We start from the raw sequence: 15,938 nt of genomic DNA, 5'->3' as shown, positions 1-15,938 counted from the left end.
CTTATGCCGCCAGCCCGCGCTGAAGGATCTCGACCCCCAGCAACAGGACATAGGCGACGCCCAGCGCGGCGGTGCCGCCCAGGAACAACTTGAACTTGCGACGGCGCTGGTTCGACTGCACGCGCGTCACCACTTCGCCGATCGATCCGATCACCGGCATCCCCGCCGCCTTTTCGAGCCGCGAGCTGGTCGAGAACGTCGTCCGCAACTGCCCCATCGCGAACGCAGCACCGATCCCGGCCGCGAGTCCGACGATCAGCACGCCCGTCAATAGCAGCATTCGGTTCGGCGCGCTCGGCGTACTCGGCATCGTCGGGGGATCGATCACGCTGAACTTCACATGATCGCTCTGCGACTGCGCCTGGCCGACCAGCGCGGTCTGTTCGCGCTGCCGCAGCAGCGTGTCGTACTGATCCTTGAGCACCTGATAATCGCGGTCGATCGAGCCCTGCTCGGCCGCAACCTCGGGATCCCCGGTGAGCTTCGAATTGAGCAGGTCGAGATCGCTCTGCAACTGGCTCCGCCGCATCCGCAGCGACGCGACCGTGGCGGTACGGTCCGCGACCATCGACTGGAGCGACGCGTAAAGCGGGTTCTGCGCGCTACCGGCACCGCTGCCACCGGCGAGAGGCTCGCTGCGCGCCGCCGCCGTCGCCGCGGCAAGCTGGCTCTTCAGCGCCACCACATCGGGATGATTCTCGGTATAGCCGCGCGCGCGGGCATCGGCGAGCTGGCCCTGGATCGCCTGGAGGCGCGCGCGCGCCGGTCCCGCGGCGCCCGCGACGCCACCCGCCCCGGCAACCGTCGCCGGAGTTCCCGCCATCTGTCCCTGCACCGCGGCGAGGCTCGACTGCGCAGCGGCGAGATCGCCATCGACCTGCGCCATCTGCGAGCGTGCCGCGCCGATCCGGTCGCTGACCGATCCGGTGCCCGGCAGCGCCCCCAGATAGCGGTTCTGGAAGTCGGCGCGCTTGGCCTCGGCGTCGGCAAGCTGCTTCTGCCGCGATGCAAGCTGCTGGTCGAGGAAGGTCAGGCTCTGCGTCGTCTTGGAGCGATCGCCCGCCAGATTCTGTTCGACGAACAGGTCGATCAGCTTCTGCGTGATCTGCCGCGCGAGCTTCGGGCTCGCCGCACTCGTCGTGATCTGGAACAGGTTATCCTGCTGCGACACGATCTTGATGTTCGGCGCGAGCGCGGCGACGCGGTCGGCGACGTCGCGGTCGCTCGACACGGTGTTGGCGAGATCGGTGCCGCGCACCACCTTTTCGAGGTTCACCGCGGAGATCAGCGTCGTGCGGATCGTGTCGACGGTCATCGGCACGCTCTGCGGCACGCCGTCCATCCCCGCGGGCAGCACCGTCTGCATCTGCACGAACACGCGCGCGGTCGAATCGTAGCGGCTCGGGATCTGCGACACGACCAGCCAACCGAGCACGCACACGCCCCACGCCACCGCCAGCGCCAGCCAGCGCCGCGTCCAGATCGCATGCAGTGCTATGCGCACCTCGTCGTAGATCCCGTTCATCCCGGCGTCCCTCAGAACATCGATTCGGGGATGATGATCACGTCGCCCGGCTCGAGCCGGACGTTCGCCGACGAATCGCCCTTCTTGAGCAGGTTGCCGATCTGCAGGCCATATTCGGTCTGCTTGCCGGTCGTCCGATCGTAGCGCACCAGCCGTGCCTTGTTGCCCGCGGCGTATTGGCTGAGCCCGCCGACCGCAATCATCGCGTCGAGCAAGGTCATGTTGGCGCGGTAGGGAATAGAGGCAGGCTTTTCGGTCGCGCCGACGATGCGCACCTGCTGGCTATAGGTGCCGCTGAAATTCTCGACGATCACCGAGACGATCGGGTCCTTGATATAGGCCGTCAGCGCCTTCTTGATGTCGTCGCTGAGCATTGCAGGGGTCTTGCCGACCGCGGGCATGTCGTTGATCAACGGCGTGGTGATCCGGCCATCGGGACGCACCTGGACCTTCGACGACAGCTCGGGATTGCGCCAGACGAAGATGTTGAGCTGATCGAGCGGCCCGATGACGTATTCCTCGCCCGGCAGCTCCTGGTTCGCGACATAGGCGGCAGGCGGCAGTTCGGGACGGCTGCCGGTGCTCGTGCACGCGGATAGCGTCGCCCCGACGAGGCCGAGGGTCAGCAGGGATTTCGATACGGGTCCGGAACGCATGGGCACTTCTCTCCTGGAGCCACACTGGCGGGACGCCGGCCGTCGGTTGCCCGGCGGTCGGCTAAACTCAGCCTCGGCTATGCAAGGAACAGGTGAAGATAGCGTTAGGAGCGCCCTGTAACCATGCTCCCGACCGGCAATGGCCCCACATCGGGACATGGGACCGGCAGGCTATGGAGCAGTAACGATCTCGATCGCCGCTGGATGCCCGAGAAACGCGCTCGGGCTGGCGCTCGCGCCATATGCGCCGGCCATGAAGATCGCGATCAGATAGCCGATCTCGACCGGCGGCAGCGCGACCTTGTCGCCGAGGCGGTCGAGCGGAGTACAGAGCGGGCCGACGACGGAGACGGTTTCGGTTGCGTCCTGGCCCATGCGAGCGGCGACCGCGAGCGGATAGTTGCGCCGGACGACGGTGCCGAAATTGCCGCTCGCGGCGAGCTGGTGGTTGAGTCCGCCGTCGACGATGACGAAGGTCTCGCCCTGGCTGTGTTTGATGTCGATCACGCGGGTGAGATAGACGCCGGCCTCGGCGACAAGCCAGCGACCGAGTTCGATCGCAAACCGTGTTTTGGCGAGAATTGGCGGGCGGGATGCTAGTGCTTCACCCAGCGCACTGCCGACACGCTCGATATCCAGCGCCACGTCGCCAGCGAAATAGGGCACGCCGAAGCCACCGCCCAGATTGACGAGCGGGGGCGCTGCGCCGGCCTCCCCCGCCAACCGCGCGGCGAGCGCGATCGTGGCGGCCTGCGTCTCGATGATCGCGCCGGGATCAAGCGCCTGGCTACCGGCATAGATATGAAAGCCACGCCAGTCCGCACCTGCGCCGACGATCGCGTTGACGAGCGCCGCCGCGCGCACTGCGTCGACGCCGAACGGCGACGCCCGTCCGCCCATCCGCATGCCCGAGCCGCGGAGTTCGATATCGGGGTTCACGCGTACTGCCATGCGCGGCGGAACGCCGAGGCGGTCGCCGATCGCGAACGCCCGCGCCGCTTCGCCTTCCGATTCGACGTTGAGCGTGGCGCCGGCGGAAATCGCTGCGGAGAGTTCGTCGTCACGCTTGCCGGGCCCGGCGAAACTGATCGACGCCGCTGGCTTGACCGCGAGCGCCTTGGCGAGCTCGCCCGACGACGCGACGTCGAGCCCGTCGACCAGCGGCGCGATCGCGGTCAGAAGGTCGGCATGCGGATTAGCCTTGATCGCGTAGTGAAGATCGATCGCGGGCATCGCTGCTTTGAAGCGTGCGATGCGCGCGGCGACGATCGCCATGTCGTAGACGAACAGCGGTGTGTCGCCGGCCTTGGCAACCCAGTCGTCGGCCAGCCGGCCGCCGATCTTCAGGAGGCCATCTTGCTGAACGAACTCCGGCGGAAGGGCACCCATCGGTTTCATGACGCGCTCCCTTCCTTGTTCCCCCGCGAAGGCGGGGGCCCAGACTGGACCCCCGCCTTCGCGGGGGAACAAGCTTTCACCTCCAACGCGATGGCAGACCTGTCCAGCTTCCCGTTGGCATTACGCGGTAATTCGTCCCGCCAGAGATACGCGCCGGGCTGCATGAAGCTAGGCAGTGCCGTCCGCAACCGCGCCCGCAATCCCGCCTCCGCGCCAGTATCCCCGGCCAGCATCACCACGATCGCCTGCCCCAGCCGCTCGTCCGGAACGCCAACCGCGACCGCCTCGCGCGCCTCCCCCCCAGCCAGCACGGCCTCCTCGATTTCGAGCGGACTTATCCGGTTCCCCGCGCTCTTGATCATCTCGTCGTCACGCCCGACGAATCGCAACAGACCGTCCTCGCCCTCGACCACGGTATCCCCCGACCACACTGCCATGCCGTTGCCATCAGGCGCCGGCCGAAACCGCTGCGCCGTCCGCTCCGCATCCCTCCAATAGCCTTGCGCAACGAGCGGCCCGGCGTGCACCAGCTCCCCCGCCTCACCCGGCGCGGCGCGCGCGCCGTCAGGCTTCACCACCGAAACCTCGGCGAACGGGATCGCCCGCCCCATCGCATCGGGATGCGCATCGATCAGCGCGGGATCGAGATAGGTCGATCGGAACGCCTCGGTCAGCCCATACATCGCGTACACGTCCGCCGCTGGAAACCGCTCCCGAAGCCCACGCACCAGCCGCGGCGTCAGCGCGCCACCCGAGTTGGTCAACCGCTTCAACAGCCCAGCAGTCTCCGCCGGCCAGTCCGCCTCCAGCAACTGCACCCACAAGGGCGGCACGCCCCCCAGCGTCGTCGCCCCGACCCGCTCGACCGCCTTCACCACGTCGCGCGCGACCAGATAATCGAGCGGCGCCACCGACGCCCCCGCCGCCCAGGTCGAGAACAGCTGGTTCTGACCGTAATCGAACGACAGCGGCAGCACGCCGAGCACGCAGTCTTCGGGCTCCAGCTTCAGATAATGCGCGACCGAGATCGCACCGAGCCACAGGTTAGCATGGCTCAGCATCACGCCTTTGGGCCGGCCGGTAGATCCCGAGGTATAGAGGATCGCCGCGAGACTGTCGGGATCGACATCGGACGGTCCGATACGGCCTTGCTCGCGGTTCCCCGGCGAAGGCCGGGGCCCAGTTGGGAGAAACACCGTGACAGGACGTTGCGCGACACCATCGGGATCCTCCCAACTGGACCCCGGCCTTCGCCGGGGAGCCAAGGGAAGATCGACTTCATCGACGATCGCACACCCGCTCGGCAGATCCCCATCATCCAGCGTCCCAGCCCGCACACCCTGCGTCACCAGCAACCGCGCCCCGCTATCCCCAAGAATATGCGCGACCTGCGCCCGTCTCAGCAGCGGATTGACCGGCACATGCACCAGCCCCGCCCGCGCCGCCGCCAACGGCATCAGGCACGCGGCGCGCGTCTTGGGCAGCCACGTCGCCACCCGATCACCCGCCGACGGCCCCCGTCCAGCAAGCCACCCCGCCAGCGCCCCGACCCCGGCCTCGAGCTCGGCAAACGTCATCGCGCCGGCCTTGTCGACCAGCGCAACGGCATCGGGCGCACCTCGCAGCGCGATGTGGTCGATAGGGTATGGCTTGGGGTCGAGCGCGATCATGGGGCCCTAATAGCGCCAAGCCCCCTTAGCGCGAACCCGTTGCCGAATTCACCCCCACACGCTAGCGGGGCCCGGTTCGTAACGGTTCAGGCGATGCTCGTGATCTTCGAAGGTACTTCCCAAGTCGAAACGACGGTACGCGCCGTCCTCTCCGACATCCTCGGCCTCAGCGCCGACCGAGTCGCGACGTTCACCGCCGACACGCCGCTGTTCGGTGCTCTGCCCGAGCTTGATTCGATGGCGGTGGCAAGCGTGCTCACCGAACTCGAGGACCGGCTCGGCATCCTGATCGAGGACGACGAGATCGACGGCGAGATGCTCGAGACATTCGGCGCGCTCGTCCAGTTCGCCGCGGGCAAGGCGCTGGTCTAACCCTGACCGGCGGTCTAGCCTCCGCCGGAATGACCGGCCTCCGCTTCGATACATATGACTGGAATGGGGGCTGCGAGGCGATGCTGCGGTTCGGACCCGAGAGCGGCCCGATCGTCATCGCCGCCCTCCCCCTGTTCGAGGAAGCGAACCGGACCCGGCAGTTCACGTGCACGATCCTGCGCGCGCTAGCGGATCACGGCATCGGCAGCATACTCCCGGACTTCCCCGGTACCGGAGAGAGCCTCGTCGCGACCGTCGATGCCAAGCTGTCCGAGCAGCGCCGAGCCTATAGCGAACTAACACAGCAGCTTGGCGCTCATAGCTACGCGTTTTCGATAAGAAGCGGCGCGCTACTCGATACCGACGCCGACCTTACCGGCCGCTGGCACCTCGCTCCACAAACCGGCGCCGATCTCATCCGTGACCTCGAACGCACCCGCGCCGCAGCGGGTAAGTCCGACCGGGGGGACGAGTACGCCGGCAACCGCCTGTTCCCGGAGATGCTCGCCGAACTGCGAGATGCCGTGCCGTGCCAGGACGGACGATACCGGGTCGTACGCCTCGGCACCGATCCCCGCGCCGCCCATGCGACCTACGCCGGATCGCCACTCTGGCGCCGGTCGGAACCCGGCAGCGATATCGCGTTGGCACAGCAGCTTGCAGCCGATATCGCACACTGGATAGCATCATGCGAAGGCTGATCGGGTTCACGTGCGAAGGCGAAACGCTCGCCGCCACGCTGGACGAAGCACCCGGCACGACCGGACTTCTCATAGTCTCCGGCGGCAACGAAATCCGCAGCGGCGCGCATCGCGGGATGGCGATGCTCGCCCAACGCCTCGCCGCCACCGGCACGCCCGTCTTCCGCTACGACCGCCGCGGCGTCGGCGATTCGACAGGCCACAATGGCGGCTTCCTGAGCGCAGAGCCCGACCTGATCGCAGCGGTTGCTGCGTTCCGGCACGCAGCCCCGCATATCACCCGCCTGGTAGGCTTCGGCAATTGCGACGCCGCCAGCACGCTCGCGCTGTTCGGACGATCGGCCGGGTTCGACAAGGTCATCCTCGCTAACCCCTGGATCATCGAACCCTTCGACGACCTCCCCCCCGCCGCCGCCATCCGGGCGCGCTATGCCGAGAGACTGCGCGATCCCCGGTCTTGGCATCGGCTGATCCGCGGGGAGATCAATCTCCGCAAACTGGGGAAGGGGCTGGGGAAGCTCACGCGTACCGCGCCGGCCGGTAAGGACGGCTTGGCGATGCGGGTTGGCGATGCGATCGACGCGTGGGGGGACGATGCCGTCGTCCTGCTCGCGGTGCGTGACGCCACCGCGCTGGCGTTTGCCGCGCGGTATCGCGGCGGGGCGCGGGTAATGCGGTTCGATACGGCATCGCATAGCTTTGCCGGCGCTGAGAACGGCGATGCGCTCTATGCCGAGATCGTTACCGCGCTCGCTGGCTAAGCAGCAGCGCCCCCCCCGCCCGTCATCCTGACGAAAGTCAGGACCCAGGGTTACGCAAGAGGGCGCTCGCGGCTCTGGGTCCTGACCTGCGTCTGGATGACGTCTGGCGTGAGTGTAACGGGATGCGCGAAACTTATTCAGCGGCTTCGGCAAGCTCCGCAAACTCGGCCGCCGCCAGAAAGCGCTCCGCGTCCAACGCTGCCATGCAACCCGTGCCGGCCGCGGTCACTGCCTGCCGGTACACCTTGTCCGCCACGTCGCCGCACGCGAACACCCCCTCGATATTGGTGCGGGTCGAGCCGGTCTCGACCGCGATGTACCCATCCGAATCAAGCTCCAGGTGCCCGCGGAACAACTCGGTCGCCGGGTGATGCCCGATCGCGACGAACCCACCATCGACGTCGAGACGCGAGCGCTCGCCCGTCACGGTGTCCTCCAGCTCCAGCGCTACCAACCCTGCATTGCCGCCACCGTCGACGAACTCGCGGACCTCCTTGTTCCACAGCACCGTCACGCCCTTGTGCGCGAACAGCCGCTCCTGGAGGATCTTCTCCGCCCGCAGCGAATCGCGGCGGTGGATCAGCGTCACGTCGGGCGAGTGGTTGGTGAGGTACAGCGCCTCCTCGACCGCGGTGTTACCGCCGCCGATCACCGCCACCTTCTTGCCGCGGTAGAAGAAGCCATCGCAGGTCGCACACGCACTGACGCCCTTGCCCTTCATCGGCTCCTCGCTATCGATCCCGAGCCATTTCGCCTGCGCGCCGGTCGCGATCACCAGCGTGTCGCCCTCGTAAACGTCGCCGCTGTCGCCGATCAGGCGGAACGGGCGGCTGGTCAGGTCGACCTGCACGATCGTGTCCCACATCATCCGCGTGCCGACATGCTCGGCCTGCGCCGTCATCTGCTCCATCAGCCACGGGCCCTGGATCACGTCCTTGAAGCCGGGATAGTTCTCGACGTCGGTCGTCGTGGTCAGCTGGCCGCCGGGCTGGATGCCCTGCACGACGATCGGCGCCATCCCGGCACGCGCGCCATAGATCGCAGCCGAGAGCCCGGCAGGCCCCGAGCCGAGGATAAGCATGCGGGTGGTATGGGTCGTCATCGTTGTTCCTTGGAGATTCGTAATCGCATCTAGGGGATGCGCGCCCGGATTTGAACCGCCGGTAAATCTGTACCGCCTGCATCGAAAGCTTTGCCGCTTCGTTGATGGGCAAAAGCGGAGATGAGCATGAGCGACGACCGGACCGTAGAGATCGAGGACTATACGGCACCAGCAGGCGGCTGGGGCTCGATGAAGTCGCTCGTCGAGATTTCCGCCCGCGAGAAGGTCGGACCAGAGGTGATTCGCGAACTCGCGCGGCAGAACAAGCCGGACGGGTTTGCCTGCGTCAGCTGCGCGTGGGGCAAGCCAGCGCACCCGCATGTCGCCGAGTTCTGCGAGAACGGGGCGAAGGCGACCGCATGGGAATTGACCTCGTTCCGTGTGACTCCTGCATTCTTCGAGCAGCACACGGTCAGCGAACTGCTGGGCTGGAAGGATTACGACCTCGAACAGGCCGGGCGCCTGACGCATCCGCTGAAATACGATCCGACCACCGACAAATATACCGCGTGCAGCTGGGACGAGGCGTTCGCGGGCATCGGCGCCAAGCTGAAGACCTACGACCCGACCAAGGTCATCTTCTATGCCTCCGGCCGCGCCAGTCTCGAAACGTCGTACATGTATAGCCTGCTCGCGCGGATGTACGGCAGCCACAACCTGCCCGACAGCTCGAACATGTGCCACGAGACGACCTCGGTCGGCCTCAAGTCCGCGATCGGATCGGCGGTCGGCACCATCCATCTCTCCGACTACGAGAAGTGCGACGCGATCTTCTACTTCGGGCAGAACCCCGGCGTGAACAGCCCCCGATTCCTGCATCCGTTGCGCGATTGCGCGAAGCGCGGGGTCGAGATCGTCGTGTTCAACCCGCTCAAGGAACGCGGGCTGGAGAAATTCCAGGATCCGCAGAACCCGATCGAGATGGTGACGGGCAAGTCGACGCCGATCGCCTCGCAATATCACCAAGTGAAGACCGGCGGCGACGTCGGTGCGATCATGGGGATGTGCAAATACCTGATCGAGGCCGACGACCACGCCCAGCGGATCGATGGCCTGCGCGTGCTGGATCATGCGTTCCTCGCCGAGCACACGACCGGCTTCGATGCGTTCGCCGACGTCGCTCGCAAGACCGAATGGTCGGTGATCGAGCATGAGAGCGGCCTTACTCGCGCCGAGATCGAGGCGGCCGCCAAGGTCTACGCCAAGTCGAAGGCGGTGATCGCGGTGTACGGCATGGGGCTGACCCAGCACGTCGGCGGGATCGACAACGTCCACATGGTCGTCAATTTGATGCTGCTCCGCGGCAACATCGGCAAGCCCGGTGCCGGCATGGGGCCGGTCCGCGGTCACTCGAACGTGCAGGGCCAACGTACCGTCGGGATCACCGAAAAGCCCGAGCTCGCCCCGCTCGACAAGCTCGCCGAGCAATATGGCTTCGAGCCGCCGCGCGAGAAGGGCTGGGATACGGTCGAAGCGTGCGAGGCCGTCCTCGACGGAAGCGCGCAGGCCTTCATCGGCCTCGGCGGCAATTTCGTGCGCGCGATCCCGGATCATGCGCGGATGGAGCCGAAATGGCGCGGGCTCGACCTGACCGTGCATATCGCCACCAAGCTCAACCGCTCGCACTTGTTGCCCGGCGAGACGTCGTATCTGCTTCCGTGTCTCGGCCGGATCGAGACGGATATGCAGGGTACCGGGCCGCAGAGCGTCTCGATCGAGGATTCGTTCAGCCAGATCTACGGCTCGAAGGGCAAGGCGACGCCGGCGGCCGAAACGCTGCTGTCCGAGCCTGCGATCGTCGCGGGGATCGCCAAGGCGACGCTGGCGCACAATCCGAAACTCGATTGGGATGCGTGGGTGCGCGACTATGCGCGCGTTCGCGATGCGATCGAGGTGACGTATCCGGAGCTGTTCAAAGACTTCAACAAACAGATGTTCACGCCCGGCGGCTTCTGGAAGGGCGTTCCCGCCGCGCATCGAGAGTGGAAGACCGAGAGCGGCAAGGCGGAGATCAATGTGCCGCAATCCCTCAACGTCACCGGGTTCGATGAGGCGGAGGGCCGCTTCCGCTTGATGACGCTGCGGTCGAACGATCAGTTCAACACGACCGTGTACGGCTATCACGATCGCTTCCGCGGCGTGAAGGGTACGCGCGACATCGTGTTCATGAACAAGAACGACATGGCCCGAATGGGCATCGCGGATGGCGAAGACGTTGATCTGGTCGGCGACGCCGGGGGCAATTCGGATCGCCGTCTCAACAAGCTGCGGGTGGTCGAATATTCGATCCCCGAGGGCTGCGTTGGGGCCTATTACCCCGAGAGCAACCTGCTCATGCCGGTCGCGCACCACGCCCGCGAGAGTCATGTGCCGGCGGCGAAGTCGGTGCCGGTACGGATCGAGAAGACGCGCTGACCAACACGCATATCCTCGGCGTCGTATTGGCTGGCGGGCGATCGTCCCGGTTCGGTTCGGACAAGGCACGGGCGATGTTTCGAGGGCGTACGCTGTCCGAGCATGCGCGCGACCTGCTGGGGCCGTACGTCGATACGGCGGTCATCGTTGGCAGAGACGGCCTCATCGCCGACCTCCCCGGCCCCGACCTCGGCCCTTTGGGCGGGATCGCCGGCGCACTGTCCTATGCCGGCGACCGGGGCTTCACGTCGGTCCTGACGATCGCATGCGACATGCCGATGCTCCCCGACGGTTTGCTGGCGGCGCTCGCACGGAGAGCGCCGGCCTATTGCCCGGATGCGCCGGTGCTCGGGCATTGGAGCACTGCGTCGATGAAGGCTCTGCTCGCGCATATCGCGGCATCGCCACGCCGCTCGGTTCGCGGTTGGGCGGCGGCAATCGGCGCCGTGCCGATCGTTGCGCCCGCGCCGATTCCCAACATCAATACGCCGAAAGACATCGCCACCCTATGACGACCTCTCGCACATTGCCGATCAAGATCCTTCGCCCTGATTCGGTCATGGCGGGTGAGCGAACGATCGCGATCGAGGTGCCCGTCGCGATCGAGATCGACGGGCTCGGCTATGCGGTGATGATGATGACGCCCGCCGACCTGCCCGAGTTCACGACCGGGTTCCTGCTGACCGAGCGGCTGGCCGACAGCGCCGACGACGTGCGCGACATCGACGTGTTCGAAGCCGAGGCGGGCTGGATCGTCCGCGTCGGCCTGTCCGAACGGTGCAAGGGGCGCATTCACGACCGTGTCCGCCACCGCACCAGCGACACGAGTTGCGGGCTCTGCGGGATATCCGGGCTCGAACAGCTCCGTAAACCTGTCCCTGGAACGCCACCGAAGCCCGACACGCCCGTCAGCGCGTTGTTTGCCGCACTCGGTGGGTTGCGCGCGCACCAGCCCCTCAACGCGGCCACGGGCGCCATTCACGCGGCGGCAGCATGCGATCGCGAAGGCCAGGTCGTTGCCGCCTATGAGGACGTCGGTCGCCACAACGCGCTCGACAAGCTGGTCGGAGGACTGGCGATAAAGGGGCACGCGATCGACGGGTTCATCCTCGTCACCTCGCGGATCAGCTTCGAGATGGTCGACAAGGCGCTGATCGCCGGCGCGCCGATGCTGGTCGGGATCTCCGCACCGACCAGTCTCGCGATCGATCACGCGCACTCGCATGGCCTGACGCTGCTCGCCCTCGCGCGCAGCGATGCGATCCTGGTGGTCAACGATCCCTGGAAGGTCTTCGACTAGCCGCAGACGCTGCGACTAGTCGAAGCAGGCGTCACTTGGTGGCCGTCACGACGTCGGTCTTGGCCGCAACGAGATAGCCCCCGACGACGAACACCAGCCCGCCGATGATGTTGCCGACGCTGACGATCGCGAGGTTGCGGATCACGCCCACCATATCGATCGAGGCGTCCGGGACGAGCAGCCCCAGCGTCAGTGCGGTCATGTTGGCGACCGAGTGTTCGAATCCCGCCGCCACGAAGGCCAGCAGGATCCAGGCCATGCCGATGCACTTGGCGGCATCGCCGGTCATGCGGGCCGCCGTCCAGATCGCGAGGCAGACGAGCCAGTTGCACAGGATGGCACGTGCCATCGGCGCGGTCGCGTCGACGGACACCTTGTGCTGGACATAGCCATGGAACATCGCGTCGGCGTTCGCGAAGATCGCGCCGCCGCCGCCGGCCGCAAACACGAGCGACAGCACCACACCGCCGACGAGGTTACCGATCCAGACGACGACGGTCAGCTTCACGGCGTCCGCGACGGTGATCGTCCGCTTGGCCAGGCCGAAGCCGAGATACATCACATAGCCGGTGAAGAGCTCGGCGCCCGCGAACACGGTCAGGATCAACCCGAGCCCGAAGGTCGCCCCCATCACCAGCGGGCGCACGCCGGGATCAAGCCCCGACCCGGTGCTGAGCGCGAGGATCATCGCGATGCCGATATACGTACCCGCAAGGATCGCGCCGGCGAAGAACCCCGCCGGAGAGCGCCGCAGTGCCGCCGCCTTGGTCGCGGCGAGGGTAGCGTAAGTGTCGATCGTCGACGTGTAACCGGTGCTCATGCGTCGATTTTGCTTTTCTGGCCGACGATCCCCGCACGCACCACGCCGCGATCCGAACCCATGTCGGCCGCCGCGGGACGGACGGTCACCGGAATGGATTTGTAGGAAGGCGTGAAGCTCTGCGGATCGTGATCCTCGAGTGCGATCAGCGGCTGCGTCTCAGGATAATAAGAGGCGACGCAGCCGTCGGGCAGCGCGTAACGGACCAGCATCAGCTTCTGGACGACACGATCGGGCCGCGCAAACTGAAGCGCGGTGGCGATATCGACGACGTCGCCTTCCTTGTGCCCGAGCCGTGCCATGTCGCGCTCGTTCATGAACAGGATGTCGCGGCGTCCGAACACCCCGCGATAGCGGTCGTCGAGGCTGTAGACGGTGGTGTTGTACTGGTCGTGCGCCCGCAATGTCGTCAGCCGCAACACGGTCGGATCGCCCGCACTCTCGTCCTTCTCGACGCCCTGGGTGACGATGAAGTTGGCCTTGCCGCTGTCCGTCTTCCACTCGCGCATCGCCGCCGAATTCGGGAGGTGGAAGCCGCCCGGCTTGCGGATGCGTGCGTTATAGTCGGCAAACGCGGGGAACACGGCTTCGATCTTGTCGCGGATCAGGCTGTAGTCGCCGACATAGGCATCCCAGTCGATTGCGATCGGCGCGCGGCCCTTGGCGGCGAAGGTCGCCTTGGCGATCTCGCCGACGATCCAGATCTCCGACTTCACGTTCTCGCCCGGCGGCATCAGGAAGCCGCGCGAGGCGTGGACCATCGACATCGAATCCTCGACCGTCACCGCCTGCTGGCCGGTCGCCTGCATGTCGAGTTCGGTCCGGCCGAGACACGGCAGGATGTACGTCGACTTCGCCATCAACAGCATCGTGCGGTTGAGCTTGGTGGTGATGTGCACGGCAAGATCGAGGTTGCGGAACCCTTCCGCGCAGGCCTGAGGATCGGACGAGGCGATCGCGAGATTGCCACCGAGACACACGATCGCCTTGGCCTTGCCGTCGCGCATCGCGGCGATGCTCTCGACCACCGAATGGCCGTGCTCGCGCGGTGGCTCGAACCCGAAGACGTCGCGCATGTTGTCGAGCAGCATCGGCATCGGCCGCTCGGTGATGCCGACGGTGCGGTCGCCCTGGACGTTGCTGTGGCCACGCAGCGGACAGATGCCCGCACCCGGCTTGCCCATGTTGCCACGCAGAAGGAGCAAATTGGCGATCTGCTGAACGTTGGTGGTGCCGGTGCGGTGCTGCGTGACGCCCATGCCGTAGCAGCAGATAGCCGCCTTCGACTTCGAATAGGCGAGCGCCACCTCTTCCAGGTCGGTGCGCGAGAGCCCGCTGGAGCGTTCGATGTCCGCCCATTCGGTGGTCGCGAGGTCGGCGATATAGTCGTCGAGCCCGGCAGTGTGCTCGGCGATGAACGCATGATCGAGCGCAGGCTCGCCGCCCGATGCCTTGGCCCCCTCGTCGAGCGCGACCAGCGCCTTGGCGATGCCCTTCAGCGCCGCCGCGTCGCCGCCGACCTTCACCTGGTAATAGCTGCTGGCGATCGGGGTCGCCGACATCGTCGCCATCTCGACCACCGACTGCGGCGATTCGAAGCGTTCGAGCGAGCGTTCCTTGAGCGGATTGAAAACGATGATCTTCCCGCCGCGCTTCGACACTTCACGCAACGTCGCCATCATCCGCGGATGGTTGGTGCCGGGGTTGTGACCGATCGAGAGGATCAGGTCGGCGTGATCGAAATCCTCGAGGCTGACGGTGCCCTTGCCGATGCCGATCGACTTGGGAAGGCCGACCGAGGTCGCCTCGTGGCACATGTTCGAGCAATCGGGGAAGTTGTTGGTGCCGTACATCCGCACGAACAGCTGGAACAGGAACGCCGCCTCGTTCGAGCAGCGGCCCGAGGTGTAGAATTCCGCCTGGTTCGGGTCCGGCACGGCGGCAAGGCCAGCGCCGATCCCGCGCATGGCCTCGTCCCAGCTCACGACCTCATAGTGATCGGTCGCGGCGTTGTAGCGGAGCGGCTCGGTAACGCGGCCCTGGTCCTCGATCCAGTGATCGCTCTGCTGCCAGATGTCGGATACGCTATGCGCGGCGAAGAAATCGGCGCCGATCGTCTTGGCGGTCGATTCCCACGCGACCGCCTTGGCACCGTTCTCGCAGAATTCGAACGACGAGGTGTGTTTCGGGTCGGGCCAGGCACAGCTTGGGCAATCGAAGCCGTCGGGCTGGTTCGACTTGAGCAAAGTCTGGCCGCCGCGCACGACGATCTGCTGTGCCTTCAGCGAGACGGCGACCGCCTTCAGCGCGCCCCAGCCGCCGGCCGGACCCGTATAATCGGCGATCCCATCAGGGCGCCCATCAGAGCGTTTGTCACGCATACTCGTATCTCCCGTAAGGCCGGGCCGACGCGTGCGCCCCGAATGCGGCGCACAGGCTGACCATTAACCCAAGGCAATAGAAGCGCATTTTCCGATTGCGAAGACGAGTTTCCCGCAGTTGGTGATCGCCTGCGTCGGTCTGCGGGTGATATGTCGGCGGCGCCTTGCGCCAGGTCCGAAATGGTAGCGAAGGAGGGACTTGAACCCCCGACCCCAGGATTATGATTCCCGTGCTCTAACCAACTGAGCTACTTCGCCGTACCGTCCGTCAGGGAAGCATTCTTCCCTGCGAGGCGCGGCCTATAGGAAGCGGTTTCCGGACGGTCAAGCGAACATGTGCCGAGAAATCGCTTCCCACGGTCCGCCGCGATACCACCATGCGCCCAGACCGGCGATTTCGACATCCTTCGAGACGAAATCGCGTTGCAGATTGCCGAGCAGGAGCTTGGCCACTTGCGGGCTGACCTTGTTCTGGATCGTGACGTGCGGACGCCAGCCGCCGGCGTCCTGCGGCGTCAGCATGCCGGTGAACGCGTCGGCGAGGCGGGCGCGGATGCCCACAAGCTCGGGGGATTCGATCCGATAGGCGACGCCGCGGCCGAGCGACATCAGGCCGCCGACGCGCGCCTGCGGGGCGCGGATGCCGCGCGTCTCCTGGTTCAGGCGGTGCTTCAGCTCGTCGAGCCCCGACGGCGGCAGATGGTGGAACAGCGTCAGATGCGCGTCGAGCTGGTTGCGCTCGGGCGGGAAATGCTCGCGGCGCATTGAGTCGAAGAACGCGGTGTCCTGACGACCGAACAAGGCCGTGACGATGATCGGGGCGACTGCATCACTCAC

General features: G+C 66.2%; 14 protein-coding genes and 1 tRNA gene. 6 read left to right on the top strand and 9 right to left on the bottom strand.

From position 1 onward, the window contains the following. Position 1 precedes the first annotated feature (1 nt). The 4 genes from U1737_RS00810 to U1737_RS00795 all read right to left on the bottom strand — a co-directional run bounded on the left by U1737_RS00810 (position 2) and on the right by U1737_RS00795 (position 5,249). Positions 2 to 1,525, bottom strand: a complete 1,524-nt coding sequence (locus U1737_RS00810; RefSeq protein ID WP_332795242.1) for an XrtA system polysaccharide chain length determinant — start codon at positions 1,523 to 1,525, stop codon at positions 2 to 4. An 11-nt stretch (positions 1,526 to 1,536) separates the two neighbouring features. Beyond that, positions 1,537 to 2,181, bottom strand: coding sequence for an XrtA/PEP-CTERM system exopolysaccharide export protein (locus tag U1737_RS00805; protein ID WP_332795241.1), 645 nt, complete (start codon positions 2,179 to 2,181; stop codon positions 1,537 to 1,539). A 171-nt stretch (positions 2,182 to 2,352) separates the two neighbouring features. Then, positions 2,353 to 3,579, bottom strand: coding sequence for a pyridoxal-dependent decarboxylase, exosortase A system-associated (locus tag U1737_RS00800; RefSeq protein ID WP_332795240.1), 1,227 nt, complete (start codon positions 3,577 to 3,579; stop codon positions 2,353 to 2,355). After that, positions 3,576 to 5,249, bottom strand: a complete 1,674-nt coding sequence (locus U1737_RS00795; protein WP_332795239.1) for an AMP-binding protein — start codon at positions 5,247 to 5,249, stop codon at positions 3,576 to 3,578. The genes U1737_RS00800 and U1737_RS00795 overlap by 4 nt, the downstream gene beginning before the upstream one ends. A gap of 93 nt (positions 5,250 to 5,342) precedes the next feature. Between U1737_RS00795 and U1737_RS00790 the strand changes: the two genes are divergently transcribed. Genes U1737_RS00790 through U1737_RS00780 form a run of 3 tightly spaced genes read left to right on the top strand, consistent with a single transcriptional unit; the run spans position 5,343 to position 7,083 of the window. Further along, positions 5,343 to 5,621, top strand: coding sequence for an acyl carrier protein (locus U1737_RS00790; RefSeq protein ID WP_248521141.1), 279 nt, complete (start codon positions 5,343 to 5,345; stop codon positions 5,619 to 5,621). 29 nt (positions 5,622 to 5,650) lie between these two features. Next, positions 5,651 to 6,322 carry an alpha/beta hydrolase family protein gene (locus U1737_RS00785; RefSeq protein WP_248521143.1) on the top strand — a complete coding sequence of 224 codons (672 nt, stop codon included), beginning with the start codon at positions 5,651 to 5,653 and terminating at the stop codon, positions 6,320 to 6,322. Next, complete coding sequence (locus U1737_RS00780; RefSeq protein WP_332795238.1) at positions 6,310 to 7,083, top strand: hydrolase 1, exosortase A system-associated; 774 nt, start codon at positions 6,310 to 6,312, stop codon at positions 7,081 to 7,083. The genes U1737_RS00785 and U1737_RS00780 overlap by 13 nt, the downstream gene beginning before the upstream one ends. 133 nt (positions 7,084 to 7,216) lie before the next feature. Here the strand turns inward: U1737_RS00780 and trxB are convergent, their stop codons facing one another. Then, complete coding sequence (gene trxB / locus U1737_RS00775) at positions 7,217 to 8,185, bottom strand: thioredoxin-disulfide reductase (RefSeq protein WP_332795237.1); 969 nt, start codon at positions 8,183 to 8,185, stop codon at positions 7,217 to 7,219. A 126-nt stretch (positions 8,186 to 8,311) separates the two neighbouring features. On the opposite strand from trxB, the gene U1737_RS00770 reads away from it, so the two are divergent. Genes U1737_RS00770 through fdhD form a run of 3 tightly spaced genes read left to right on the top strand, consistent with a single transcriptional unit; the run spans position 8,312 to position 11,900 of the window. Then, positions 8,312 to 10,600, top strand: a complete 2,289-nt coding sequence (locus U1737_RS00770; protein ID WP_332795236.1) for an FdhF/YdeP family oxidoreductase — start codon at positions 8,312 to 8,314, stop codon at positions 10,598 to 10,600. A 26-nt stretch (positions 10,601 to 10,626) separates the two neighbouring features. After that, positions 10,627 to 11,112: a molybdenum cofactor guanylyltransferase gene (gene mobA / locus U1737_RS00765; protein ID WP_332795235.1), complete on the top strand. Its 486-nt coding sequence runs from the start codon at positions 10,627 to 10,629 to the stop codon at positions 11,110 to 11,112. Further along, positions 11,109 to 11,900 carry a formate dehydrogenase accessory sulfurtransferase FdhD gene (fdhD, locus tag U1737_RS00760; protein ID WP_332795234.1) on the top strand — a complete coding sequence of 264 codons (792 nt, stop codon included), beginning with the start codon at positions 11,109 to 11,111 and terminating at the stop codon, positions 11,898 to 11,900. Before mobA ends, fdhD begins: the two co-directional genes overlap by 4 nt. Positions 11,901 to 11,931: 31 nt before the next feature. On the opposite strand, the gene U1737_RS00755 is transcribed toward fdhD, so the two are convergent. The 4 genes from U1737_RS00755 to U1737_RS00740 form a co-directional block, all read right to left on the bottom strand. Then, complete coding sequence (locus U1737_RS00755; RefSeq protein WP_332795233.1) at positions 11,932 to 12,720, bottom strand: formate/nitrite transporter family protein; 789 nt, start codon at positions 12,718 to 12,720, stop codon at positions 11,932 to 11,934. Further along, positions 12,717 to 15,101 carry an FdhF/YdeP family oxidoreductase gene (locus U1737_RS00750; RefSeq protein WP_332795232.1) on the bottom strand — a complete coding sequence of 795 codons (2,385 nt, stop codon included), beginning with the start codon at positions 15,099 to 15,101 and terminating at the stop codon, positions 12,717 to 12,719. Before U1737_RS00750 ends, U1737_RS00755 begins: the two co-directional genes overlap by 4 nt. Before the next feature lie 181 nt (positions 15,102 to 15,282). Next, positions 15,283 to 15,359 (bottom strand) — tRNA-Met (locus tag U1737_RS00745). A 66-nt stretch (positions 15,360 to 15,425) separates the two neighbouring features. Then, positions 15,426 to 15,938, bottom strand: coding sequence for a 2'-5' RNA ligase family protein (locus U1737_RS00740; protein ID WP_332795231.1), 513 nt, complete (start codon positions 15,936 to 15,938; stop codon positions 15,426 to 15,428).

This window comes from Sphingomonas fucosidasi (assembly GCF_036663855.1).
In the GTDB taxonomy this organism is placed as follows: Bacteria; Pseudomonadota; Alphaproteobacteria; order Sphingomonadales; family Sphingomonadaceae; genus Sphingomonas; species Sphingomonas faeni_B.
This window is presented reverse-complemented; position numbering and strand designations above follow the sequence as displayed.

Excerpts from the sequence above, each read along its gene's own strand:
- U1737_RS00750 (WP_332795232.1), bottom strand. The coding sequence starts at position 15,101 with ATGCGTGACAAACGCTCTGATGGGCGCCCTGATGGGATCGCCGATTAT.
- U1737_RS00810 (WP_332795242.1), bottom strand. The coding sequence starts at position 1,525 with ATGAACGGGATCTACGACGAGGTGCGCATAGCACTGCATGCGATCTGG.
- U1737_RS00755 (WP_332795233.1), bottom strand. The coding sequence starts at position 12,720 with ATGAGCACCGGTTACACGTCGACGATCGACACTTACGCTACCCTCGCC.
- U1737_RS00795 (WP_332795239.1), bottom strand. The coding sequence starts at position 5,249 with ATGATCGCGCTCGACCCCAAGCCATACCCTATCGACCACATCGCGCTG.
- U1737_RS00780 (WP_332795238.1), top strand. The coding sequence starts at position 6,310 with ATGCGAAGGCTGATCGGGTTCACGTGCGAAGGCGAAACGCTCGCCGCC.
- fdhD (WP_332795234.1), top strand. The coding sequence starts at position 11,109 with ATGACGACCTCTCGCACATTGCCGATCAAGATCCTTCGCCCTGATTCG.
- U1737_RS00805 (WP_332795241.1), bottom strand. The coding sequence starts at position 2,181 with ATGCGTTCCGGACCCGTATCGAAATCCCTGCTGACCCTCGGCCTCGTC.
- trxB (WP_332795237.1), bottom strand. The coding sequence starts at position 8,185 with ATGACGACCCATACCACCCGCATGCTTATCCTCGGCTCGGGGCCTGCC.
- U1737_RS00790 (WP_248521141.1), top strand. The coding sequence starts at position 5,343 with ATGCTCGTGATCTTCGAAGGTACTTCCCAAGTCGAAACGACGGTACGC.
- U1737_RS00800 (WP_332795240.1), bottom strand. The coding sequence starts at position 3,579 with ATGAAACCGATGGGTGCCCTTCCGCCGGAGTTCGTTCAGCAAGATGGC.
- U1737_RS00785 (WP_248521143.1), top strand. The coding sequence starts at position 5,651 with ATGACCGGCCTCCGCTTCGATACATATGACTGGAATGGGGGCTGCGAG.
- U1737_RS00770 (WP_332795236.1), top strand. The coding sequence starts at position 8,312 with ATGAGCGACGACCGGACCGTAGAGATCGAGGACTATACGGCACCAGCA.